The organism is Castellaniella hirudinis (assembly GCF_047468865.1).
Lineage (GTDB): Bacteria > Pseudomonadota > Gammaproteobacteria > Burkholderiales > Burkholderiaceae_B > Castellaniella > Castellaniella hirudinis_A.
On sequence record NZ_JBLGTV010000015.1, the window covers coordinates 1 to 23,170 of the forward strand.

The following is a 23,170-nucleotide window of genomic DNA, read 5'->3' on the forward strand; positions in this document are numbered from 1 at the left end:
TTTTTGGACGCCGGGGTGGGTCAGATTTACTCCGACGATTCCGACGAAAGTGGGTCAGTTTTCAGTCGGCGTTGACACTTGCGGGCCGTCCAGGCGGTGTTCGACTTCCACATGGATCAGCAGCCAGGCACGCGTGCCGTCGCGCAGGCGCACTTGCGCCAGCTTATCGACCAGGCGGCGGCCTTTTTTGCCTGGCCAAGCAATGGCTTGCAGTTCTTTATCGAGAAACTCTGGGGGGACTGTCCAGTCGATGGCCTGGTGCAGCGCGGGGGCCAGCAGGGCCAGGGCCTGCGGGAAGTACAGTTCCAGCGCCAGCTTCCAGGGGCTGTCGTGGTCGTCGGCAGTGGAAGAGTGCGGGGGCGGGCGTTTGGGCATGACGGACATCCAGATGCATGGATGCCTCATTATTCCGGGGATCATCCGGCCCCAGGGCGGCAGGGGGACAGAAAAGGCATACCCGGTTTTCTGGCCTTCCCTGGTTTTCAGACGACTGTCCTGTTGTTTCCGATTCCCTGTGTTTTCCCCCTTTGCTTTTTACAGAGCCGCCCGGCGGTCATCCCTTTTGCCGCGCCACATATCGATACACCGTAGCGGGTGAGCAAGCCATGTGCTTGGCCAGCGCGGGAACCGCCCCTTTGAGCTCAAAAAAACCGGACTCCATCAGTTTCCCGACCAATGCCTTGCGCTCTTTGGCGCTCAACTTGCCGGGCGCTGGCAGGGCGCTGGGTGGAAAGTATTTTTGCAAGACGCGTTCTGGGCTCAGGGCTTCGGCGGCGGGTCCGGCGGCGATGGCGGGCGCTGCCGAATCGTGCGCGGGCGACGCTTCGAAATAATGATCCACGAAACTGTCCGGGTGGCGTAGGCGCAGCAACTGGGCGCTGAGGCTGCGGTAGCGGCTGTCGTCGAAATAAATACAGATGGCTCCTTCCAATCGGCCGTTGAGGTCATACAAGGGATGGATCGAGGCGCGCAGGGTTTTTTGTTGACGCGTGACATGGGCCACCGGTGTGACCCGCGTATCGGCCTGGCTGGCATCTTGCTCCAGGCGCTGCCGCAAGGCGGCGGGCAGTGCGGCGCCCAGCCCGCAATCGCAGAGATGGCCGTTGCTGACGGCAATCGCCGTGAAATCGGCGCCCGTGCGTTCGTACAGGGCGATGCCGTAATCCGGCCCTAATACCTGGCCCAGAAAATTGATCAAGCCGATGTTGTGTCGCATATTTTCCCCTATTAATCAATAAATTTTTATCATTTTATTGTTTGTTTATCAAGAAATATTGGGTAAACCCTTATTTTGATAAATATTTCATCATTTAATATGGTTTTACTCTCTTTCATGAGACAAAATAACGTTGAATTCCCTATAAATTAAAACAAAATACGATTTTTGATAAAAATTTATTGATTTCTCAAACAATTTGCTCTCTTGTTTATCACTGTCAACTCCTGGATATTGTTGTGGAAAATTTCAAGCACCTGCCAGAACCCTTTCGGATTCGTGTGATCGAACCCGTCAAGCGCACTACCCGCGCCCATCGGGAAGCCGCTATCAAAAAAGCCTGGATGAATCCGTTTCTGCTGGACAGCGAAGACGTGTTCATTGATTTGCTGACCGACAGCGGCACCGGCGCCGTCACCCAGGACATGCAAGCCGCCATGTTGCGCGGCGATGAGGCTTATGCGGGCAGCCGCAGCTACAATCGTCTGCGCGACACGGTGCGGGCGGTGTTCGGCTACCAGTACACCATTCCCACCCATCAGGGGCGTGGCGCCGAACAGCTCTACATCCCGGCGCTGATCAAGAAACGCGAAAAGGAAAAGGGCCTGGATCGCGGCAAGATGACCGCGATTTCCAACTATTTCTTCGATACGACGCAAGGGCATACGCAGGTCAATGGCTGCCAGGTGGTCAATGCCTATACCGAGGAAGCCTTCGAGACCGCCGCGCGGGCGGACTTCAAGGGCAATTTCGACCTGGCCCGCGTCGAGCGGGCCATCGCGGCGGTCGGCGCGCAGCACGTCCCCTATATCGTGGCGACGATCACCAATAATTCGGCGGGCGGCCAGCCGGTATCGCTGGCCAACCTCAAGGCCGTGCATGCCATTGCCCGGAAACACGACATCCCCCTGGTGATCGATTCGGCCCGGTTTGCTGAAAATGCCTACTTCATCCAGCAGCGCGAAGCCGAATACAAAGGCTGGAGCATCGAGGAAATCACCCGGGAAACCTATAAGTACGGCGATATCCTGTCCATGTCGGCCAAGAAAGACCCGATGGTGCCCATGGGCGGATTGTTGTGCTTCCGGGACGAGTCCCTGGAAGACGTCTACAACGAATGCCGCACGCTGTGTGTGTTGCAGGAAGGTTTCCCCACGTATGGCGGGCTGGAAGGCGGTGCCATGGAACGCCTGGCTGTGGGGCTGCGCGATGGCATGCGCGAGGACTGGCTGGCTTATCGCATTCGCCAGATCGAATACCTGGTCGATGGGCTGGAACACGCAGGTATCCCGTGCCAGCAGGCCGGCGGCCATGCGGCGTTCGTCGATGCGCAAAAGCTGCTGCCGCATATTCCCAGCACGCAGTTTCCCGCCCAGGCGCTCAGTTGCGAACTTTACAAGACCAGCGGCGTGCGGGCGGTGGAAATCGGCTCATTGCTGCAGGGGCGCGATCCCCGAACCGGCCGGCAAATGGCATGCCCGGCCGAACTGCTACGCCTGACCATCCCGCGGGCCACCTACACGCAGACCCATATGGATTTCATCATCGAGGCCTTTGCCCGGGTCAAGGCGGGGGCCGGCGCCATCAAGGGCCTGGATTTCATCTACGAGCCGCCGGTGTTGCGCCACTTCACTGCGCGCCTGAAAGAAATCGGTTAAAACCGGGGCCGCCGGGGGCGGCGCCTTGTGCGCCGGGCCCGGGCCTGCCTGGCTGCCTGGCGCTGGCCCGGAAACCAGGCGGATGGACGATTTCACCGGCCAAGCCATCATTCGCCATGCCGCTTTCGGCATGGCTTTGCAGCATATAAATAAAACTCTGGAGACAATATGAATCAATCGCCCTCGATTTTCGGCGGTGCCTGCATCGTGGCGGGCGTGTGCGTGGGGGCGGGCATCCTGGCCCTGCCCAGCGCCGGCGCCGGGGCCTGGACCTTCTGGTCCATCCTGGTCATCGTCCTGACCATGGTGGTCATGACCGCCTCCGGCTGGATGCTGCTGGAAACCTTCAAGCATTTCAGCAATATCCGCGCTTCGTTCCATACGGTGACCAACGAACTGTTGGGCCCGGCGGTGGGCGTGATCAACAACTTGGCCGTGTATTTCGTGGGCGCCATCCTGCTGTATGCCTACACCACGACCGCGGGCGCCATTTTGCAGGGCATGCTGGGCCTGGACAGCAAGCTGGCCGCCATTCTTTACGTCGTCGTGTTCGGCGCTTTCGTCTGGTGGTCCACCCGCCTGGTGGATCGCATCTCCACGCTGCTCATCATTCTGATGGTGGGTACTTTCGGCTTCAGCGTCTATGGCCTGGTGGCCAACATCGATCTGGCGCTGCTGTTCGACCAAGGCGAATCCGAGGCCGCTTATGCCAAGTACGCCCTGGTGCTGGTGCCGGTGGCGGTCACCTCGTTCGGCTACCACCATTCGGTGGCCTCGATGCGCATCTATTATCGCGACGAGCGCCGCGCAGGCTGGGCGATCCTGGGCGGCACCGGCATCGCGGTGGTGTTCTATGTGGTGTGGCTGTTGGGGGTGTTCGGCAATGTCCCGCGCCCGGGCTTCGGCCCGGTCATGGCGGCGGGCGGGGACGTGGATACCTTGCTGGCCGCCATCGGCGGCGCGGTATCCTCGAAGTATGTGGACACCGTGTTGACGGCCTTTTCCATGGCCGCCATCCTGTCCTCGTTCATCGGGGTGGGCCTTGGGCTGTTCGACTACATGGCTGACCTGATGGGCATCGACGACAGCCGTCTGGGCCGCTTCAAGACGTCGTTGGTGACGTTCGTGCCGCCTTTGCTGGGGTCGCTGCTGGTGCCCTTCGGTTTTGTGGTCGCCATCAGCTATGCGGGGGCGGTCGCCACCATCTGGACGTGCATTATTCCAGGCTTGCTGGTGCTGAAAAGCCGGCGCTTGCACCCGACGCGCGCGCCGGGCGGTTTTCAATGCCCTGGCGGCAATGCTTTGGCATGGGGGGTGATCATTTTTGGCTGCCTGGCCGCCGTGTTCCATTTGCTGAACATGGCGGATCTTCTGCCGGTGTATATGCTGTAGCGGTTTGCTGTCGCGGCCCGGGGCGCCTTGGTGGTTCTTCGGCGCGGCTTCGACGAACCGGGCCGCCAACTGTCGAGGACGCCGCCGGCTTGGGCGATATGTTTCAAGGTTAAAAAGTCCCGGAACGCGCTGTTCGGCCGCCCATCGCCGTGCGCCGTGCCGGGCGGGTTGTGCCTTTTCGCCCCCTTTTTGCGCCCGCTTCGATGCCGGCCCCCGGCGCTTGCGCAACGTGGCGGCTTGCATGGGAAACGCCGGTATCCCCTTGTTTTCAGAAGTGGATCGGCTCAAAAACATGCCGATCCCGTGTGCATTCCCCTGACGCTTTCAGGTGGCTGAAAGGCGTTTCATGCTTCCCTGACTTGATTGCCATCAAATGTGTTCACGCGCCGGGCCAGCCCGGCGACAGTGCTTGTCGAAATGCTACAATCCCGTAGTTTGATCTTCTTTGGCAGGGGCCATCCATGAACCTAGAACAGTACTTCCCGGTGCTGCTTTTCATCATTGTTGCGACACTGATTGGCTCGGCGCTGCTGGTGGCTGGGCGCTTGCTGGGGCGTAATGTCCCCGATGCCGAAAAACTCTCCGTCTACGAATGCGGCTTCGAATCCTTCGGGGATTCGCGCATGAAATTCGATGTGCGCTACTACCTGGTGGCCATCCTGTTCATCATGTTCGACCTGGAAATCGCCTTTTTGTTCCCGTGGGCCATGGCCAATGGCGCGGTGGGCATGGTGGGCTTCTGGGCGGTGGCCATCTTCCTGGGCATCCTGACGGTGGGCTTTATCTACGAATGGCGCCGCGGGGCGCTCGACTGGGAATAATTGGGGGTAAGCAAAATGGCTGTAGAAGGCGTCATGGAAAAAGGCTTCATGACAACCAGTGCGGACAAGTTCCTCAACTGGGCAAAAACCGGCTCCTTGTGGCCCATGACTTTCGGCCTGGCCTGCTGCGCGGTCGAAATGATGCACGCGGGCGCGGCGCGCTACGATCTGGATCAGTTCGGCATCATCTTCCGGCCCAGTCCGCGCCAGTCCGACCTGATGATCGTGGCCGGCACACTGTGCAACAAAATGGCCCCGGCCCTGCGCAAGGTCTACGACCAGATGCCGGAACCCCGCTGGGTGGTGTCCATGGGGTCCTGTGCCAATGGCGGCGGGTACTACCACTATTCTTATTCGGTGGTGCGCGGCTGCGACCGCATCGTGCCCGTCGATGTCTATGTGCCAGGCTGTCCGCCCACGGCCGAGGCCCTGGTCTACGGCTTGTTGCAGATGCAAAACAAAATCCGCCTGACCAACACCATCGCCCGCTAGCGGGATGCCCGGTCGGGCGCCACGGCCTTTGGCCCAGCCCGCGCCGGGCGTTCCCCTTGATCCGACCCTGACGATCTGCATATGACACGGCTACAGACACTAGAAACCAATTTACGCGATGTCCTGGGAAGCTCGATCGACCTGACCGAATCCCGGGGCGAGCTCACCCTGCAATTGCCCCAGTCCGCCTGGGCCGACGTGTGCCGCACGCTGCGCGACAATGCCAGCCTGCGCTTCGAATCCTGTATGGATCTTTGCGGGGTGGATTATTCCGCCTGGAAAGCGCCCACGTATGGCGCCGACCACACCGACACCCACCCGCGCCGGTTCGCCGTGGTCGTCCACCTGCTGTCGGTCACCCACAACTGGCGCCTGCGGGCGCGGGTCTACGCCGAGCACGACGAGTTTCCCGTGGTGGCGTCGCTGGTCGATGTCTGGCCATCCGTCAATTGGTTCGAGCGCGAAGCCTTCGACCTGTATGGCATCGTCTTCGAAGGCCACCCCGATCTGCGCCGCATCCTGACCGACTACGGTTTCATCGGCCATCCCTTCCGTAAGGATTTCCCGATTTCCGGGCATGTGGAAATGCGCTACGACGCCGAACAAAAACGTGTTGTTTACCAGCCCGTCACCATCGAACCGCGCGAGATCACGCCCCGCGTGGTGCGCGAAGACCATTACGGCATAGAGCGGTACTGATATGGCAGAAATCCAGAACTACAACCTCAACTTCGGCCCCCAGCACCCGGCCGCGCACGGCGTGCTGCGCCTGGTGCTCGAACTCGACGGCGAAGTCGTCCAGCGGGCCGATCCGCACATCGGGCTGCTGCACCGCGCCACCGAAAAATTGGCCGAGCACCGCACGTTCCTGCAGACTCTGCCCTACATGGATCGCCTGGACTATGTGTCCATGATGTGCAACGAGCATGCCTATTGCATGGCGGTCGAACGCCTGCTGGGCATCCAGATCCCGCTGCGCGCGCAATACATCCGCGTGATGTTCGATGAAATCACGCGCATCCTCAATCACCTGATGTCGCTGGGTTCGCACGCCCTGGACGTCGGCGCCATGGCGGTGTTCCTGTACGCCTTCCGCGAGCGCGAAGACCTGATGGACTGCTACGAGGCCGTGTCCGGCGCCCGCATGCACGCGGCCTACTATCGCCCGGGCGGCGTGTATCGAGACCTGCCCGATACCATGCCGCAGTACAAGGGTTCCAAGTACCGTTCAGACAAAGAACTGCGCCTCATGAACGAAGCGCGCTCCGGCTCCTTGCTGGATTTCATCGAAGACTTCACCAACCGCTTCCCCGCCTGCGTGGACGAATACGAAGTCCTGCTGACGGACAACCGCATCTGGAAACAACGCCTGGTGGACATCGGCGTGGTGTCGCCCGAACGCGCCCTGGCGCTGGGCTTTACCGGCCCCATGCTGCGCGGCTCGGGCATCGAGTGGGATTTGCGTAAAAAACAGCCCTACGAAGTCTACGATAAGGTCGAATTCGACATCCCGGTGGGCAAGAACGGCGATTGCTACGACCGCTATCTGTGCCGCATCGAAGAAATGCGCCAATCCAACCGCATCATCCGCCAGTGCATCGAGTGGCTGCGCAACAATCCCGGCCCCGTCATCACGGGCAACCACAAGGTCGCCCCGCCCAAGCGCGAACGCATGAAGACCGGCATGGAAGACATGATCCACCACTTCAAGCTCTTTACCGAAGGCATGCACGTGCCCGAAGGCGAAGCCTACGCGGCGGTCGAGCACCCCAAGGGCGAGTTCGGCATCTACCTGGTGTCGGACGGCGCCAACAAGCCCTACCGCATGAAGATCCGCGCGCCGGGCTTCGCCCATCTGCACGCGCTCGAAGAAATGTCCAAGGGCCACATGATTTCCGACGTGGTCACCATCATCGGTACCCAGGACATCGTGTTTGGCGAAATCGACCGTTAAAGGCACGGACATCACAGGAACCATGACGATGCTGCTTTCCGAACAAGCCTACCGGGACATCGACCGGGAAACCGCCAAATACCCGGCGGAACAGAAACAATCCGCCGTGATGGCCGCGCTGACCATCGCCCAGGCCGAAAAGGGCTGGGTGTCGCCCGACGTGATCCGCGACGTGGCGGACTACCTGGGCATGCCGCCCATCGCGGTGCAGGAAGTCGCCACTTTCTACACCATGTACAACACCCAGCCGGTGGGCCGCTTCACGCTGACCATCTGCACCAACCTGCCCTGTGCTTTGCAGGGCAGCACGCAGTCGGCCCAATACCTCAAGGACAAGCTCGGGATCGATTTCCACGAGACCACGCCCGATGGCCTGTTCACCCTGATGGAAGGGGAATGCATGGGCGCCTGCGGCGATGCCCCGGTGGTGATTGCCAACGACAAGCACATGTGCTGCCGCATGCAACCCGAAAAAATCGACGCCCTGATCCGCGAACTGAAGGAGTCGGCATGAGTGCCCTGGATGTCTTGCAAAAATACGGCACGGATGCCCTGAATCCCGGCCTGGGCGACGACCCGGCGCGCAGCATGATCTTCCATGGCCGCCACATCCAGCCCATGCTGCTGGCTGGGCTCGACGGCGAGAACTGGGGTCTTCAGGATTACATCGCGCGCGGTGGGTACGAAGCCCTGAAAAAAATCCTCACCACCGGCATGACGCCGGACGACGTCATTGCCGAACTCAAGGCGTCCAGCCTGCGCGGGCGCGGCGGGGCCGGGTTTCCCACCGGCCTGAAATGGTCGTTCATGCCGCGCAAGCTGCCGGGCCAGAAATACGTGGTCTGCAATTCCGACGAAGGCGAACCCGGCACGTTCAAAGACCGCGACCTGCTGCGCTACAACCCCCACGCCGTGATCGAAGGCATGATCATCGGCGGCTACGCCATGGGGGCGTCCGTGGGCTACAACTACATCCACGGTGAAATCTTCCAGATCTACAGCCGCTTCGAAGAAGCCCTGGAACAGGCCCGCGAGGCCGGGTTCCTGGGGGACAACATCCTGGGCACGGACTTTTCCTTCCAGCTGCATGCGCACCATGGTTTCGGCGCCTATATCTGCGGTGAAGAAACCGCTTTGCTCGAATCCCTCGAAGGCAAAAAAGGCCAGCCGCGCTTCAAGCCGCCGTTTCCGGCCAGCTTCGGCCTGTACGGCAAGCCCACCACCATCAACAACACCGAGACCTTTGCCGCGGTGCCGTTCGTTTTCCAGATGGGGGCGCAGGCCTACCTTGAAGCCGGCATCGAAAAAGCCGGCGGCACCAAGATTTTTTCGATCTCCGGCGACGTCGAGCGTCCCGGCAACTATGAAATCCCGCTGGGCACGCCGTTTGCCACGCTGCTCGAACTGGCCGGCGGCGTGAAGGGCGGGCGCAAGCTGAAGGCCGTCATCCCCGGGGGCTCGTCCTCGCCGGTGCTGCCCGCCGACATCATGATGGCCACCAATATGGACTACGACTCCATCGCCAAGGCGGGATCCATGCTGGGCTCGGGGGCCGTCATCGTCATGGACGAAACCCGCTGCATGGTCAAGTCCCTGATGCGCCTGTCGTTCTTCTACATGGAAGAATCCTGCGGCCAGTGCACGCCCTGCCGCGAAGGCACCGGCTGGCTGTACCGCATGATGCAGCGCATGGAACACGGCCAGGGCACGATGGACGACATCGACACCCTGGATTCGGTGGCGCACAACATGATGGGCCGCACCATCTGTGCGCTGGCCGACGCCGCCGCCATGCCGGTGCGCAGCTTCATCAAGCATTTCCGCGACGAATTCGTCCACCACGTCGACCACAAGGATTGTGTGGTCGCCAAGTATCTGTAGGGTCAGGACACGCCATGGTAGAACTCACCATCGACGGGCTGAAAGTCGAAGCCGAAGAAGGCAGCATGGTCATCCAGGCTGCCCACGCGGCCGGGCTGTACATCCCCCATTTCTGCTATCACAAGAAACTCAGCATTGCCGCCAATTGCCGCATGTGCCTGGTCGAGGTCGAAAAGGCCCCCAAGCAACTGCCCGCCTGTGCCACGCCGGTCACCAACGGCATGGTGGTGCATACGCGTTCGCCCAAGGCCGTCGAGGCCCAGCGCGCCGTCATGGAATTCCTGCTGATCAACCACCCGCTGGATTGCCCCGTGTGCGACCAGGGCGGCGAATGCCAGCTGCAGGATCTGGCCATGGGCTATGGCGAATCCGCCTCGCGCTATAAAGAAACCAAGCGCGTGGTATTTCACAAGCCCATGGGGCCGCTGATTTCCGCCGAACAAATGCAGCGCTGCATCCACTGCACCCGCTGCATCCGCGTGGGTCAGGAGATCGGCGGCATCATGGAAATCGGCATGCTCAACCGGGGCGAATTCTCCGAAATCACCACCTTCGTGGGCGAGGCCGTCGAATCCGAGCTCTCCGGCAACATGATCGACGTCTGCCCGGTGGGCGCTCTGTTGTCCAAGCCCTTCATGATGGGGGCCCGCACCTGGGAACTCGCTCGTCGCCGCTCGGTCAGCCCGCACGACAGCGTGGGGGCCAACCTGGTGGTGCAGTCCAAGATGGATCGCGTGCTGCGCGTGGTGCCCTTCGAAAACGAACCCGTCAACGAGTGCTGGATCAGCGACCGCGACCGCTTTTCGTATGCCGGCCTGTATGTCGAAGACCGCCTGCGGCAGCCCATGGTGCGCGGCTGCGACGGCCAGTGGCACGAAGCCTCCTGGTCGGATGCCCTGCAGTCTGTGGTGACGGGCCTGAATCAGGTGCGCGAAGACGGCGGCGGCAAGCAGATCGGGGTGCTGGGCGCTGAAACCGCCACGCTCGAAGAACTGGCCTTGCTGGCGCGCCTGACCCGCGCCCTGGGCTCCGACAATATCGACTTCCGCCTGCGCGGCGACGGCGCGGCCCTGGATGCCGTGCGCGCGGGTGCCCCGTGGCTGGGCATGCCGATTGCCGAACTCAATACCCTCGACCGCGTCTTGGTGGTGGGGTCTTTCCTGCGCAAGGATCACCCCCTGATGGCGCAGCGCCTGCGCCAGGCCGCCAAGCAGGGCATGCAGCTGTCCCTGGTGGACAGCGTGGCCGTCGATCCCCTGGTGCCCGTCACCGGCCGCATCACGGTCAAGCCCTCCGGCCTGGCTCAGGCGCTGGCCGAAATCGCGGTGGCCCTGGCGGGTCTCAAATCCCAGGCCGTGCCCGATACCCTGGCGGGCGTCCAGCCCGGCGAGGCCGCGCGCGCTGTGGCCGGCAGCCTGGCGTCCGGCGAACGCGTGGCCGTGTTCATGGGCAATCTGGCGGTTGCCGACGACCAGGTTGCCCTGCTGGCCGCCAATGCCCAGCTGATCGCCCAATTGGCGGGCGGGCGTTTGGGCTTCCTGACCCCCGGCGGCAATACCGTGGGCGGCTATCTGGCCGGCGCGGTGCCCGCCGATGGCGGCCTGGATGCGCGCCGGATGCTGGGCGGCGATCCGCTGAAAGCCTATCTGGTGCTGCATGCCGAGCCCCTGCTGGACAGCGAACTGGGCGAGCAGGCCGTGCGTGCCTTGCAGGGCTCGGCCATGGCGGTGGCGTTCACCGCCTTCCGCTCGGCGGCCGAAAACTGGGCCGATGTCATGCTGCCCATTGCGCCATTCACCGAAACCTCCGGCTCTTTCGTCAATGCCGAGGGCCGGGTGCAAAGCTTCAAGGGCGTGGCCGCGCCGGTGGGCGATACCCGTCCCGGCTGGAAAGTTCTGCGCGTGCTGGGCAATCTGCTGGGCCTGCAAGGCTTCGATGACGAAACCTCCGAGTCCGTGCGCGATACCGTCATGGTGGGCGGCATTGACGGCCGCCTGTCCAACGAGATCCGCCGGGCGCCCGGCACGGCGGCGCCCGCCGCCGGCCTGGAACGCGTGGCCGAGCTGCCCATCTACCGCACCGATGCCTTGGTGCGCCGTTCGCAGCCCCTGCAGGAGCACGTCAATTCGGCCCCCCCGCGGGCGGCCATGAATGCCGCCACCCTGCAGGCCCAGGGCCTGTCCGCCGGCGATGCCGTGCGGGTGGCCGGCGCCCATGGGGCCGCGGACTTGATCGCGGCCGAAGACAATACCGTGGCCGACGATGCGGTGCGCATTGCCGGCGCCTTTGAACAGACCGCGGCCCTGGGCATGGGCTCGGGCGCCATCCAGCTGGAGCGACGCTAATGGACTGGTTGAATATCCTTAACGCCTATGGCGTCGAGATGATCGGCGCCACCCCGTGGCTGGTCGTCTGGACCCTGGTCAAGATCGTCGTCATCGCGGTGCCCATCATCCTGTGCGTGGCGTATCTCACGTATTGGGAACGCAAGATGATCGGCTTCATGCACATCCGCCTGGGCCCCAACCGCGTGGGCTACCGGGGTTTGCTGCAGCCGTTCGCCGATGTGTTCAAGCTCCTGACCAAAGAACTCATCGTGCCGACCAAGGCCAATCCGGTGCTGTACATCGTCGCGCCCATTGTCACGCTGACGCCGGCACTGGCCGCCTGGGCCGTGATTCCCTTCCAGCCCGAGGTCGTGCTGGCCAACATCAATGCCGGGTTGCTGTTCATCATGGCCATCACTTCGGTGGGCGTGTACGGGGTCATCGTGGCGGGTTGGGCGTCCAACTCCAAATACGCCTTGCTGGCGGCGCTGCGCGCTTCGGCGCAGATGGTGTCCTACGAACTCGCCGTGGGCTTTGTGCTGGTCACCGTGCTGCTGGTGTCGGGCACGCTCAATCTCTCCGGCATCGTCCAGGGCCAGGGGGCCGGCTGGTTCGCCGATCACGGGGTCGGCATCCTGTCCTGGAACTGGCTGCCGCTGTTCCCGCTGTTCATCATCTATGTGATCGCCTCGGTGGCCGAGACCAACCGCCACCCCTTCGACATGGCCGAGTGCGAATCCGAAATCGTCGCCGGGCACATGGTGGAATACTCGGGCATGGGCTTCGCCCTGTTTTTCCTGGGCGAATACGCCAACATGATCCTGCTGTCGGCCATGGCCGCGGTCATGTTCCTGGGGGGCTGGCTGCCGCCGCTGGACATCGCGCCCTTCACCTGGGTGCCGGGCTGGCTGTGGCTGGGGATCAAGACCTTCGTCGTCGTGTCCATGTTCATCTGGTTCCGCGCCACCTTCCCGCGCTACCGCTACGACCAGATCATGCGTCTGGGCTGGAAGGTCTTCATCCCCCTGACGGGGGTCTGGCTGGTGGTGGTGGCGATCTGGATGCAGACGCCCTGGAACATCTGGCAGCAGTAAGGGGAACATCATGGAAGCAATCAAAGACTTCTTCGGCAGTCTGATGCTGAAGGAAATGCTCGAAGGCATGCGCCTGACGGGCAGGTATTTCTTCAAACGCAAGATCACCTTGCGCTATCCGGTGGAAAAAACACCCACGTCGCCGCGCTTCCGGGGCCTGCATGCGCAGCGCCGCTACGACAACGGCGAAGAACGCTGCATCGCCTGCAAGCTGTGCGAAGCCGTCTGCCCGGCCCTGGCCATCACCATCGAGTCCGAGCAGCGCGAGGACGGCAGCCGCCGCACCACGCGCTACGACATCGACCTGGCCAAGTGCATCTTCTGCGGTTTCTGCGAAGAAGCCTGTCCGACCGACGCCATCGTGGAAACCCACCTGCACGAGTACCACGGCGAAAAACGCGGCGACCTGTACTACACCAAGGACATGCTGCTGGCCGTGGGCGATCGCTACGAAGCCGAAATCGCCGCCCGTCGCGCCGCCGACGCACCTTATCGCTGATGCCGGAAGACCGACCATGAGTTTTGATTCAATTCTGTTCTATTTGCTGGCCATCGTGCTGGTGGTGGCGGCGTTTCGCGTCATCACGGCCACCAGCCCCGTCACCGGGGTGCTGCACCTGATTCTGGCTTTTTTCACGGCGTCCATGATGTGGATGCTGATCCAGGCCGAATTCCTGGCCCTGGCGCTGGTCATCGTGTATGTCGGCGCCGTGATGGTGCTGTTCCTGTTCGTGGTGATGATGCTGGACATGCGCCTGGAAGGCCTGAAAAGCGGGATGAAGGTCTATCTGCCGCTGGGCTTGACCATCGGCGGCATCATGGTGGCCGAGATGGCCTTCGTGGTGTTGCGCGCCTGGGGCGATGCGGCGCCGCTGCAGCTGCCGGCCGACGATGTCGACAACACCCTGGTGCTGGGCACCGCCATGTATACCCACTTTGCCTATGCCGTGCAGATCGGCGGGCTGATCCTGCTGGTGGGCATGATCGCCGCCATTGCCCTGACCATGCGCGCGCGCACCGACTACAAGCGCACCCATCCCAACCGCCAGGTGCGGGTCAAGGCGGCCGACCGCGTTCGTGTGGTGCAAATGGCCGCCGTGGTCGAGCAGCCCCCCGCAGCCCCCGAATCCGAAGGAGCCGAAAAATGATGCAAATCGGACTGAGCCACTATCTGATCGTCGGGGCGATTCTGTTTGCCATCGGCGTGTTCGGGTTTTTTCTCAATCGACGCAACCTGATCGTGCTGCTGATGTCGATCGAACTCATCTTGCTGTCCGCCAACATGAATTTCGTGGCGTTTTCCGCCTGGTCGGGCAACCCGGACGGGCAGGTCTTCGTGTTTTTCGTGCTGACCGTCGCCGCCGCCGAGGCTGCCATCGGGCTGGCCATCCTGGTGCTGCTGTTCCGCAATCTCAGCAACATCAGTGTCGACAAGCTTGACCAGCTGAAGGGGTAAGGACACCATGTCTGCAGAAAGTCTTTATTTATTGATCGCGCTGGCTCCGCTGGCGGCCGCCCTGCTGGTGGGCCTCTTTGGCACCGGTTTCATGGGGTCTTGGATTTGCCGCCGCGCGGCGCACAGCGTCACCATCCTGGGCGTGGCCATTTCCTTCATCGGTTCGCTGGTGGTGCTGCAGCAGGTGCTGGACGGCCAGACCTTCAATGGCACGGTCTACACCTGGTCCATGATCGGATCGCACCACTTCGAGATCGGTTTCCTGATCGATCCCCTGACGGCTCTGATGATGGTGGTGGTCACCGGCGTTTCGCTGATGGTGCACATCTATACCATCGGCTACATGGCCGAAGACCCCGGCTACAACCGTTTCTTCTCCTATATCTCGCTGTTCACGTTCTCCATGCTGATGCTGGTGATGTCGAACAACATGCTGCAGCTGTTCTTCGGCTGGGAAGCCGTGGGCCTGGTGTCGTACCTGCTGATCGGCTTTTACTATTCCAAGCCGTCCGCCGTCTTCGCCAACATGAAGGCCTTCATGGTCAACCGGGTGGGCGACTTCGGCTTCGTGCTGGGCATCGGCCTGCTGTATGCCTATACCGGCAGCCTCAATTATTCCGAGGTCTTCGCCCGCGCCGACGAACTCGGGGCCATTGTGTTCCCGGGCACGGATTGGCAGATGCTGACGGTGGCCTGCCTGTGCCTGTTCGTGGGCGCCATGGGTAAGTCCGCCCAGGCGCCGCTGCATGTCTGGCTGCCGGATTCCATGGAAGGCCCGACCCCGATTTCCGCCCTGATCCACGCCGCCACCATGGTGACGGCGGGCATCTTCATGGTGGCGCGGTTTTCGCCGCTGTACGAATTGTCCACCACGGCCTTGTCCGTGATCCTGGTGATCGGGGCGTTCGGCGCCTTCTTCCTGGGGATTCTGGGGGTGATCCAGAACGACATCAAGCGCGTGGTGGCCTATTCCACCTTGTCGCAGCTGGGCTACATGGTGGTGGCGCTGGGGGCTTCGGCCTACTCCGTGGCCATCTTCCACCTGATGACGCACGCTTTCTTCAAGGCCCTGTTGTTCCTGGGCTCCGGTTCGGTCATCATGGGCATGCTGCACGATCAGGACATGCGCCATATGGGCGGCCTGTGGAAGCGCATGCCGATTACCTGGATCACGATGCTGATCGGCAGCCTGGCTCTGGTGGGGACGCCGTTCTTCTCCGGCTATTACTCGAAGGAAAGCATCATCGCCGCCGTGCACGCGGCCAATATTCCGGGCGCAGGCTTTGCCTATGCCATGACGCTGTGCGGCGTGTTCGTCACCTCGCTGTATTCCTTCCGTCTGCTGTTCCTGGTGTTCCACGGCAAGCCGCGCTATCACCAGACGCACCACGAGGATCATGCGCATCACGAGAGCCATTGGGTCAACCATGGCGATGGCCCGGGCATCCACGCCCTGCATGGCGCCGAACCCAAGGAATCGCCCTGGGTGGTCACGCTGCCGCTGGTCATCCTGGCCTTCATGTCGGTCGTGGCCGGAGTCTGGTTCGTCGATCCCCTGCTGTTCAACGGTTATTTCGGCGATTCGATCACCGTGCTGGCCCAGCATCCGGCCATGGCCGCGCTGGCCGAGGAATGGCACGGCTGGGTCGCCTTCAGCCTGCATGGCTTCACCGCGCTTCCGTTCGTGCTGCTGTTGGCCGGCCTGGTAGTGGCCTGGTATTGCTGGCTGGTCAATCCGGCGGTGCCGGCGGCGTTCGCCCGCGTCTTTGCGCCGGTCTACCGCCTGCTGGACAACAAGTACTACTTCGACTGGTTCAACGAACAGATCGTGGCCCGCTTCGCCCGCGCCCTGGGCCGCGGGCTGTGGCAAGGCGGCGACCGCGGCATCATTGACGGCATCCTCGTCAATGGCAGCGCGCGGCTGGTGGGGGCGGCGTCCGCCACGATGCGCCTGCTGCAGTCGGGCTACATCTATCACTACGCCTTCGCCATGATCATCGGCATCATGGTGTTTCTCACATTCTTCGTCCTGATGGTTCATTGATGGCTAGCGAAATGGCGTCTACTCCCCTTCCTTGGCTGACCCTGTCGATCTTTCTTCCGATCGTCTTCGGTCTGCTCGTCCTGCTGATCGGCCGCGACGACAATCCGGGTCCCGCCCGAGTGCTGTCGCTGGTGGGCTCCATCGTGGGCCTGCTGGTGACGCTGCCCCTGTATACCGGGTTCAATCCCCGCACGGCCGACATGCAGTTTGTCGAGAACACGCCCTGGATCGAAGCGTTCAACCTCAACTACCACTTGGGGATCGACGGCATCTCGGTCTGGTTCGTGCTGCTGACGGCCTTTATCACGATCATCGTGATCCTGGCGGGCTGGCAGGTGATCAAGTCGCGCGTGGCGCAGTACAACGCGGCTTTCCTCATCCTGTCGGGGCTGATGATCGGCGTCTTCAGCGCGCTGGACGGCATGCTGTTCTACGTGTTCTTCGAGGCCACCCTGATCCCGATGTACATCATCATCGGGGCCTGGGGGGGGCCCAACCGCGTTTATGCCGCCTTCAAGTTCTTTCTGTACACCCTGATGGGGTCGCTGCTGACGCTGATCGCCTTCATCTATCTGTGGCATGCCGCCAACGGCTCGTTCGATGTCGCGGTCTGGCATCAGCTGCCGCTGAGTTACACCGAACAGATGTTCATCTTCATCGCCCTGTTCGCGGCGTTTGCGGTCAAGATCCCGATGTGGCCCATCCACACCTGGCTGCCGGACGCCCACGTCGAGGCCCCCACGGGCGGCTCCATCGTGCTGGCGGCCATCATGCTTAAATTGGGCGCCTACGCCTTTCTGCGCTTTTCGCTGCCCATTGCGCCGGATGCTTCGCACAGCCTGGCGGGGGTGATGATCGCCCTGTCGCTGGTGGCCGTCATCTACATCGGCCTGGTCGCCATCGTTCAGGACGACATGAAAAAACTGGTGGCGTATTCGTCCGTGGCGCACATGGGGTTCGTCACCCTGGGCTTTTTCGTGTTCAACGTCACCGGCCTGGAAGGCGGCATCATCCAGATGCTGTCGCACGGTTTCGTGTCGGGGGCCATGTTCATGTGCATCGGCGTGATGTACGACCGCCTGCACACGCGCCGCATCGACGCCTACGGCGGCATCGTCAACCGCATGCCGCGCTTTGTCACTTTCTTCGTGCTGTTTTCCATGGCCAACGCGGGCCTGCCGGGCACCAGCGGTTTCGTCGGCGAATTCACCGTGATTCTGGGGGCCGTGGAATACAACTTCTGGATCGGCCTGCTGGCGGCTTCCGCCCTGATCTGGGGCGCGGGGTATTCCCTGTGGATGGTCAAGCGCGTGGCTTTCGGGCCGGTGGTCAACGAGCAGGTCGATGGCATGCAGGACATCTGCAGCCGCGAGTTCCTGATCCTGGGCCTGCTGGCCATCCTGACGCTGTTCATGGGGATCTATCCCAGCTTCTTCACGGATCTGATGCACCCATCGGTGCAGGCGCTGCTGGATCACGTCGCTCAATCCAAACTGTAAACCGGAATCACGATGCAAAATCTTTTCGACTTCGCACTGGCGACCCCCGAGATTGTTCTGCTGGTCCTGACCGGGGCGGTGCTCTTGATCGACGCCTTTGGCAGCGAACCCCAGCGCCGCATGACCTTCATGCTGACCATGGGCACGCTGCTGGTGGCCGTGGTGGTGTCCTGGGGGCAGTGGGGCGAAGGCGTCCAGGGACGCACTTTCAGCAACCTGTACGTCACGGATTCCCTGGCGCATTTCCTCAAGATCCTGTCGGCCATCGCCGTGGCGGTCACGCTGATCTACGGCCGGGCCTACGCCGAAAAACGCGACATGCTGACGCGTGGCGGCGAACTGTATTCCCTGTCCTTGCTGATGCTGCTGGGCGAGTTCGTCATGATTTCGGCGGGCAGCATGCTGACGGTGTACCTGGGCGTGGAACTCATGTCCTTCGCCCTGTATGCCCTGGTGGCCCTGCGCCGGGATCACCTGGCGTCCACCGAGGCCGCCATGAAGTACTACGTGCTGGGCTGCCTGGCATCGGGGATTCTGCTGTACGGCATGTCCATGATCTACGGCGCCACGGGCGAACTCGGCCTGGCCGAAATCGCCCAGGTCATCCGCGACGGCGGCGCCGAGCGTCTGCCGCTGGTGTTCGGCGTGGTGTTCATCGTGTCGGGCCTGGCTTTCAAGCTGACGGCGGCGCCTTTCCATATGTGGACGCCCGACGTCTACCAGGGCGCGCCCACCACGGTCACGCTGCTGGTGGGGGCGGCCCCCAAGTTCGCGGCCTTTGCCATCACCCTGCGCCTGCTGATCGAGGCCCTGCACGGCATCGCCATCGACTGGCAGCCCATGCTGCTGATCATGGCGGCGCTGTCCCTGGCCATCGGCAACATCGTGGCCATCGCCCAGACCAACTTCAAGCGCATGCTGGCGTATTCCACCATCTCGCACATGGGGTTTGTCTTTCTGGGCCTGCTGTCCGGCGTGTATGACGGCCAGTCGGGGGCCAGCGCGGCGGCCTATGGGGCGTCGCTGTTCTACATCGTCATCTACGTGCTGACCACGCTGTCCACGTTCGGCCTGATCATGCTGATGTCGCGCCAGGGCTTCGAGTGCGAGGAAATCGCCGATCTCAAGGGCCTGAACCGCCGCAACCCCCTGCTGGCCGGCGTGCTGATGCTGTCCATGTTCTCGCTGGCCGGGATTCCCCCGCTGTCGGGCTTCTATGCCAAGCTGGTTGTGCTGCAGGCGCTGGTGGGCGCGGGCTATGTGTGGCTGGCGGTGTTTGCCGTCCTCATGTCCCTGATCGGCGCGTTCTACTACCTGCGGGTGGTCAAGACGGCCTATTTCGACGAACCCGAGGACGGCGTCACCCTCAGCGCGGGCACGGTGGCCACGCGCGGTGTCATGTCGCTCAATGGTCTGCTGATCATCGGCCTGGGGATCTTGCCCGGTGGCCTGATGGCCTTGTGCATCAATGTGATTCAGCAGTCCTTGCGCTTTTAAGGTCTCGCCTGCGCATGGGCCTATGCGCTGTGGCCGGCCGGCGCGTCCGGCCGAATGCAACGCGCCGCTGATCGCCCTGTCTGATGTGTGGTGTGCCTGATGGTTTTGGTTGGGCATACCGTGCGCCGGGCAGGGCTTCGGGTTTTATGCGCAGGTGCGGGTTTGTTTTTGGGATGGATTATGCCGCTCGATTTCTCTGTTTGGCTCGTGATTCTGGGGGCCTTGGCCTTGTCCAACCTGCCTTTTCTGACGGATCGCCCCCTGGCGCCCTGGCCCTGGGGGCAGGCCTATGCCGGGCGGGACGGCTGGTCGCGCTGGGCGTTGGGACTGGGCTTTCTGGTGCTGCTGGGGATGTGGTCGTGGGGGACTCTGCGTCTGGTGGGCGGGGCGTTTGGCGGCGTGGGCAGCTTGTTTTTCCTGTTCAAGCTGGCCATCAGCCTGGCGCTGGTGGCGGGGCTGATGTCTGTGCCGGGGCTTTTAGCCAGGCCGCAGGCGTGGGGGGCGGATGGGGCGCAGGCTCTCCAGGGCGGCGCGAAGCCCGACGGCCGCCCCGCTGTGGCACGCAAGCCCGCCGACCCCAAGCCATTCATCGACCGCTTTCTGGAAGCCCTGGTGGGTTATGTGGTGGTCGGCACGGTGGGCTTCACGCTGGAACTGGATCTGGGCAATGCGTTTGCGCAGGGCTGGGAATTCTACGCTGTGACGCTGGCGCTGTTTTTGGTGCTGGGGTATCCCGGGTTCGTGTGGCACTACTTGCTGCACCGGCGGCGCAAGTAATCGCCGAACACCTTGTCAGGCCGCCGGTGTCCGGCAGGCGGCCCGGGCGTTCATTCCCCGCAGGTTGACAGGCTGCTGAACACCGGCCGCGCCGCTGAGATGGAGGCTGTCGATGCGGCGCTATCCAACATGAATTCTCCCATGGACACCCGCCGAGCTGTCGATGGGGTAAATATCCGACAGACCCCTGTCCACGCGCATCCTGATCGTCGCGCCTTTTACTGGTGGCCGGATTGTTGCAACAGAACCTCCGGGCCGATGCCGGCCAGGGTGGGGCAGCCGGTCAGGGCCATGGCGACTTCCAGTTCGCCGCGCAGCAGTTGAATCAGGTGGGCGGCGGCCGGGGCGCCGCCCACGGCCAGGGCGTGCAGGATGGGGCGGCCGATCAGAACCCCTTGGGCGCCCAGGGCCAGGGCCTTCAGGATGTCGGTGCCGCGGCGGATGCCGCCGTCCAGCAGGATCGGCAGGCGGCCTGCCAGCGCCTGGGTGATCGCGGGCAGGGCGTCCAGGGTGGCGGGCAGGGTGTCCAGGCAGCGGCCCCCGTGGTTGGACACGACGATGCCGTCGATGCCATGATCCAGCGCCCGCTTGGCGTCGTCCGCGTCCAGGATACCTTTCAGCCACAGACTGGTGCCGGGCAATTGGCCGCGCAGCCAGGCGATGTCGTCCCAGGTGGGGGCGGCGTCCAGCAGGCCGCTGTCGAACAGGGGGCTGCCGCCGGGCGGGACGGGGCGCGCGCCGGCGGGCGATAGCCCGTCCAGATGCACCGAATGGATATGCGCCGGCGGGCGGAACCCGCTGCGTTGTTCTGCATTGCGCACGCCGTTTACCGGGGCGTCCACGGTCAGAACCAGCGCCTGGGCGCCGGCGGCCAGGGCGCGCCGGGCCAGAGCCAGGGTGTCGCTGCGCCGGGTCTGGGCATACAGCTGGAACCACAGGCACGGCGGGCCGGGCAGGGCGGCCAGGGTCTCGATCGGCGTGCCCGCTTGGGCGCTGACGATATAGGGCGTGCGGGTGGCGGCGGCGGCCAGGGCGGTGGCCTGTTCGGCTTCAGGGTGAACCAGGCCGTGCCAGGCCATCGGGGCGATCAGGATGGGGTGGGCCAAGGCGTGTCCAGCCAGCGCCAGTCGGGTGTGCGCCCCGGCCAGCGGACGCAGCACCCGGCTGCGCAATGGGCGTTGGGCATAGGCGGCCTGGTTGGCCCGGGCGGTGATTTCGTCCGCGCCGCCCGATTCCAGCCAGGCCCAGACGGCGGGATCCAGCCGGTCGCGGGCCGCGTTTTCGTAGTCCCGGGCGCAGGTGGGGGTTGGGGAGGGGGCATTGTTCATCATCGGGTGCTGGGCGTTCGGGTGGTCGGCGGCCGGCTGCGGCCTATCTGGGAAGGGTAAAATGGCCGCGCATTCTTGTGGAGACCGGATTCATGGCACATATTATCTTGCAGGCCCCGCATTTGCCGGCGGCGGACATTGAACGGCTGGCGGCGGTGGCCTGCGCCGAAGGTGTTCAGGAAATGGGGCCGACGGCCTGTCGTCTGCTGAATGTAGACCCCGAGACCCGCGCCGAGGTGCTGCCCATGGCGCAGGCGGCGCGGATGGATGCCGCTTGGCTGGATGAGGTGCACCGGCTGGCGGATTGCAAGCTGCTGGCGATGGACATGGATTCGACGCTGATCAATATTGAATGTATTGATGAAATTGCCGACGCGGTGGGCCGCAAAGACCAGGTGGCGGCCATCACCGAGGCTAGCATGCGCGGCGAAATCCCTGATTTTTCCGAGAGCCTGCGACGCCGCGTGGCGCTGCTGAAAGGTGTTCCCGAATCCGCCCTGGAACAAGTGTTCGCCCAGCGGCTGCGGCTGAATCCAGGGGCCGAAAAACTTATCGAATCGGCCCGCGAACACGGCTTGAAAACCTTGCTGGTGTCGGGGGGCTTCACGTTCTTCACCGAACGCCTGCGCCGGGGCCTGATGCTGGATGCCGCCCATGCCAATACGCTGGAAGTGGCGAACGGGGTGCTGACGGGCCGCGTGCTGGGGGATGTGCTGGATGGCGCCGCGAAGGCCCGCCATGTGCGGGCCATGGCGCAGTCGCTGGGGGCCGCGCAGGAACAGATCATCGTGCTGGGCGATGGCGCCAACGACCTGCCGATGATGGGTGAAGCGTATTATTCCGTGGCGTACCGGGCCAAGCCCGTGGTGCGCGCTCAGGCGCGCTTCGCCCTGGACGTCAGCCCGCTGGACGCGGTGCTGAACTGGTTTCGGCGCCAGCATTAGTGGCCTGCCTGCCCGCGGGCGATTCGGCTGTGCCGGCCACCGGATTGTGCGATGCCGGGGCCATGGGCCAGCGGATTCAGAGTTCGGCCCACTGGCGCAGCAGGTTGTGGTACACGCCGGTCAGCTGGGCGACGATCTCGGCATCGGCGCCGGCCTGGATCAGGCGCTGGATGGCGACGTCCTGATCCAGCAGCAGGGCGCGGCGGCTGTCGTCCCGCACCAGGCTTTGGGTCCAGAAAAACGAGCCGTATCGCACGCCCCGGGTGACGGGAGTGACGCGATGCAGGCTGGTGCCGGGATAGACCACGGCGTGGCCGGCGGGCAGCTTGACGCGCTGTTCGCCGTAGGTATCCTGGATGACGAGTTCGCCGCCCTCGTATTCGTCCGGGTCGCTGAAGAACACCGTGGTCGAAATGTCGGTGCGCACGCGTGTGGTGGTGTTCGGCACCTGAAAGATGGCATTGTCGATATGGAAGCCATATTCCTCGCCGCCCTCGTAGCGGTTGAAACGCGGCGGCAGGATGCGCGCGGGCAGGGCGGCGGACATGAAGGTGGGGTTCGTCGTCAGGGCCTGGACGATGGTCTGGCCCCAGTGCTGCGCATCGGGATGATCCAGCGGCAGCTGCCGGTTGCGCTTGACCTGCACGGCGACGTGGCCGGCTGTTTCGCGGCCGTCGGTCCAGGCGGCCTGTTCCAGGGCGGTGCGGCACTGGCGGGTCTGTTCGGGGGTCAGCAGATCGGGGATGGACAGCAGCATGGCGGTTCCGTTCGGAAATGAAATCGGTTCTGG

Annotated in this window: 22 protein-coding genes; 18 read left to right on the forward strand and 4 right to left on the reverse strand. The window is 63.2% G+C overall.

Annotated elements, in window-relative coordinates; all coding sequences use genetic code 11:
* Positions 1–54: 54 nt before the first annotated feature.
* Positions 55–375 (reverse strand): hypothetical protein, encoded by a 321-nt coding sequence (locus tag ACMHYJ_RS14535; RefSeq protein WP_414246908.1) that lies wholly within the window; start codon positions 373–375, stop codon positions 55–57.
* Positions 376–553: 178 nt separating this feature from the next.
* The gene (locus tag ACMHYJ_RS14540) at positions 554–1,216 is read right to left on the reverse strand and encodes a helix-turn-helix domain-containing protein (RefSeq protein WP_414246909.1); all 663 of its coding nucleotides are present in this window, start codon (positions 1,214–1,216) and stop codon (positions 554–556) included.
* Between the two features lie 239 nt (positions 1,217–1,455).
* On the opposite strand from ACMHYJ_RS14540, the gene tnaA reads away from it, so the two are divergent.
* The 17 genes from tnaA (at position 1,456) to ACMHYJ_RS14625 (ending at position 20,108) form a co-directional block, all read left to right on the forward strand.
* Positions 1,456–2,874, forward strand: coding sequence for a tryptophanase (gene tnaA / locus ACMHYJ_RS14545; RefSeq protein ID WP_414246910.1), 1,419 nt, complete (start codon positions 1,456–1,458; stop codon positions 2,872–2,874).
* A 168-nt stretch (positions 2,875–3,042) separates the two neighbouring features.
* Positions 3,043–4,266 carry an aromatic amino acid transporter gene (locus tag ACMHYJ_RS14550; RefSeq protein ID WP_414246911.1) on the forward strand — a complete coding sequence of 408 codons (1,224 nt, stop codon included), beginning with the start codon at positions 3,043–3,045 and terminating at the stop codon, positions 4,264–4,266.
* Between the two features lie 461 nt (positions 4,267–4,727).
* Positions 4,728–5,087 (forward strand): NADH-quinone oxidoreductase subunit A, encoded by a 360-nt coding sequence (locus ACMHYJ_RS14555; protein WP_414246912.1) that lies wholly within the window; start codon positions 4,728–4,730, stop codon positions 5,085–5,087.
* A 15-nt stretch (positions 5,088–5,102) separates the two neighbouring features.
* On the forward strand, positions 5,103–5,579 hold the full coding sequence (locus ACMHYJ_RS14560; RefSeq protein WP_066457841.1) for a NuoB/complex I 20 kDa subunit family protein: 477 nt from the start codon (positions 5,103–5,105) through the stop codon (positions 5,577–5,579).
* Positions 5,580–5,660: 81 nt separating this feature from the next.
* Positions 5,661–6,278: an NADH-quinone oxidoreductase subunit C gene (locus tag ACMHYJ_RS14565; RefSeq protein WP_414246913.1), complete on the forward strand. Its 618-nt coding sequence runs from the start codon at positions 5,661–5,663 to the stop codon at positions 6,276–6,278.
* Position 6,279: 1 nt separating this feature from the next.
* Entirely contained in the window at positions 6,280–7,533 is a 1,254-nt protein-coding gene (locus ACMHYJ_RS14570) for an NADH-quinone oxidoreductase subunit D (protein ID WP_414246914.1), read from the forward strand.
* Positions 7,534–7,561: 28 nt separating this feature from the next.
* Positions 7,562–8,047 (forward strand): NADH-quinone oxidoreductase subunit NuoE, encoded by a 486-nt coding sequence (gene nuoE, locus ACMHYJ_RS14575; protein ID WP_414246960.1) that lies wholly within the window; start codon positions 7,562–7,564, stop codon positions 8,045–8,047.
* 74 nt (positions 8,048–8,121) lie between these two features.
* Complete coding sequence (gene nuoF / locus ACMHYJ_RS14580) at positions 8,122–9,414, forward strand: NADH-quinone oxidoreductase subunit NuoF (RefSeq protein ID WP_414246961.1); 1,293 nt, start codon at positions 8,122–8,124, stop codon at positions 9,412–9,414.
* A gap of 14 nt (positions 9,415–9,428) precedes the next feature.
* A complete protein-coding gene (gene nuoG, locus ACMHYJ_RS14585; RefSeq protein ID WP_414246915.1) occupies positions 9,429–11,759 on the forward strand; it encodes an NADH-quinone oxidoreductase subunit NuoG in 2,331 nt (776 codons plus the stop codon).
* Positions 11,759–12,835 carry an NADH-quinone oxidoreductase subunit NuoH gene (nuoH, locus tag ACMHYJ_RS14590; protein ID WP_414246916.1) on the forward strand — a complete coding sequence of 359 codons (1,077 nt, stop codon included), beginning with the start codon at positions 11,759–11,761 and terminating at the stop codon, positions 12,833–12,835. The genes nuoG and nuoH overlap by 1 nt, the downstream gene beginning before the upstream one ends.
* A gap of 10 nt (positions 12,836–12,845) precedes the next feature.
* Positions 12,846–13,334, forward strand: a complete 489-nt coding sequence (nuoI, locus tag ACMHYJ_RS14595) for an NADH-quinone oxidoreductase subunit NuoI (protein WP_414246917.1) — start codon at positions 12,846–12,848, stop codon at positions 13,332–13,334.
* Positions 13,335–13,350: 16 nt separating this feature from the next.
* Positions 13,351–13,983, forward strand: a complete 633-nt coding sequence (locus tag ACMHYJ_RS14600; RefSeq protein ID WP_414246918.1) for an NADH-quinone oxidoreductase subunit J — start codon at positions 13,351–13,353, stop codon at positions 13,981–13,983.
* On the forward strand, positions 13,983–14,291 hold the full coding sequence (nuoK, locus tag ACMHYJ_RS14605) for an NADH-quinone oxidoreductase subunit NuoK (RefSeq protein WP_414246962.1): 309 nt from the start codon (positions 13,983–13,985) through the stop codon (positions 14,289–14,291). The genes ACMHYJ_RS14600 and nuoK overlap by 1 nt, the downstream gene beginning before the upstream one ends.
* Positions 14,292–14,298: 7 nt before the next feature.
* Positions 14,299–16,335, forward strand: coding sequence for an NADH-quinone oxidoreductase subunit L (gene nuoL / locus ACMHYJ_RS14610; RefSeq protein WP_414246919.1), 2,037 nt, complete (start codon positions 14,299–14,301; stop codon positions 16,333–16,335).
* Between the two features lie 11 nt (positions 16,336–16,346).
* Positions 16,347–17,834 (forward strand): NADH-quinone oxidoreductase subunit M, encoded by a 1,488-nt coding sequence (locus ACMHYJ_RS14615; RefSeq protein ID WP_414246920.1) that lies wholly within the window; start codon positions 16,347–16,349, stop codon positions 17,832–17,834.
* Between the two features lie 12 nt (positions 17,835–17,846).
* Positions 17,847–19,331 carry an NADH-quinone oxidoreductase subunit NuoN gene (gene nuoN, locus ACMHYJ_RS14620; RefSeq protein WP_414246921.1) on the forward strand — a complete coding sequence of 495 codons (1,485 nt, stop codon included), beginning with the start codon at positions 17,847–17,849 and terminating at the stop codon, positions 19,329–19,331.
* Positions 19,332–19,511: 180 nt separating this feature from the next.
* Entirely contained in the window at positions 19,512–20,108 is a 597-nt protein-coding gene (locus tag ACMHYJ_RS14625) for a DUF2818 family protein (RefSeq protein WP_414246922.1), read from the forward strand.
* Positions 20,109–20,326: 218 nt separating this feature from the next.
* On the opposite strand, the gene ACMHYJ_RS14630 is transcribed toward ACMHYJ_RS14625, so the two are convergent.
* Positions 20,327–21,436, reverse strand: coding sequence for an alpha-hydroxy acid oxidase (locus ACMHYJ_RS14630; protein ID WP_414246923.1), 1,110 nt, complete (start codon positions 21,434–21,436; stop codon positions 20,327–20,329).
* A gap of 92 nt (positions 21,437–21,528) precedes the next feature.
* Between ACMHYJ_RS14630 and serB the strand changes: the two genes are divergently transcribed.
* Positions 21,529–22,380 (forward strand): phosphoserine phosphatase SerB, encoded by an 852-nt coding sequence (serB, locus tag ACMHYJ_RS14635; RefSeq protein ID WP_414246924.1) that lies wholly within the window; start codon positions 21,529–21,531, stop codon positions 22,378–22,380.
* A 76-nt stretch (positions 22,381–22,456) separates the two neighbouring features.
* Here serB and ACMHYJ_RS14640 read toward each other — a convergent pair whose 3' ends face one another.
* Entirely contained in the window at positions 22,457–23,137 is a 681-nt protein-coding gene (locus ACMHYJ_RS14640; RefSeq protein WP_414246925.1) for a Fe2+-dependent dioxygenase, read from the reverse strand.
* Positions 23,138–23,170 lie beyond the last annotated feature (33 nt).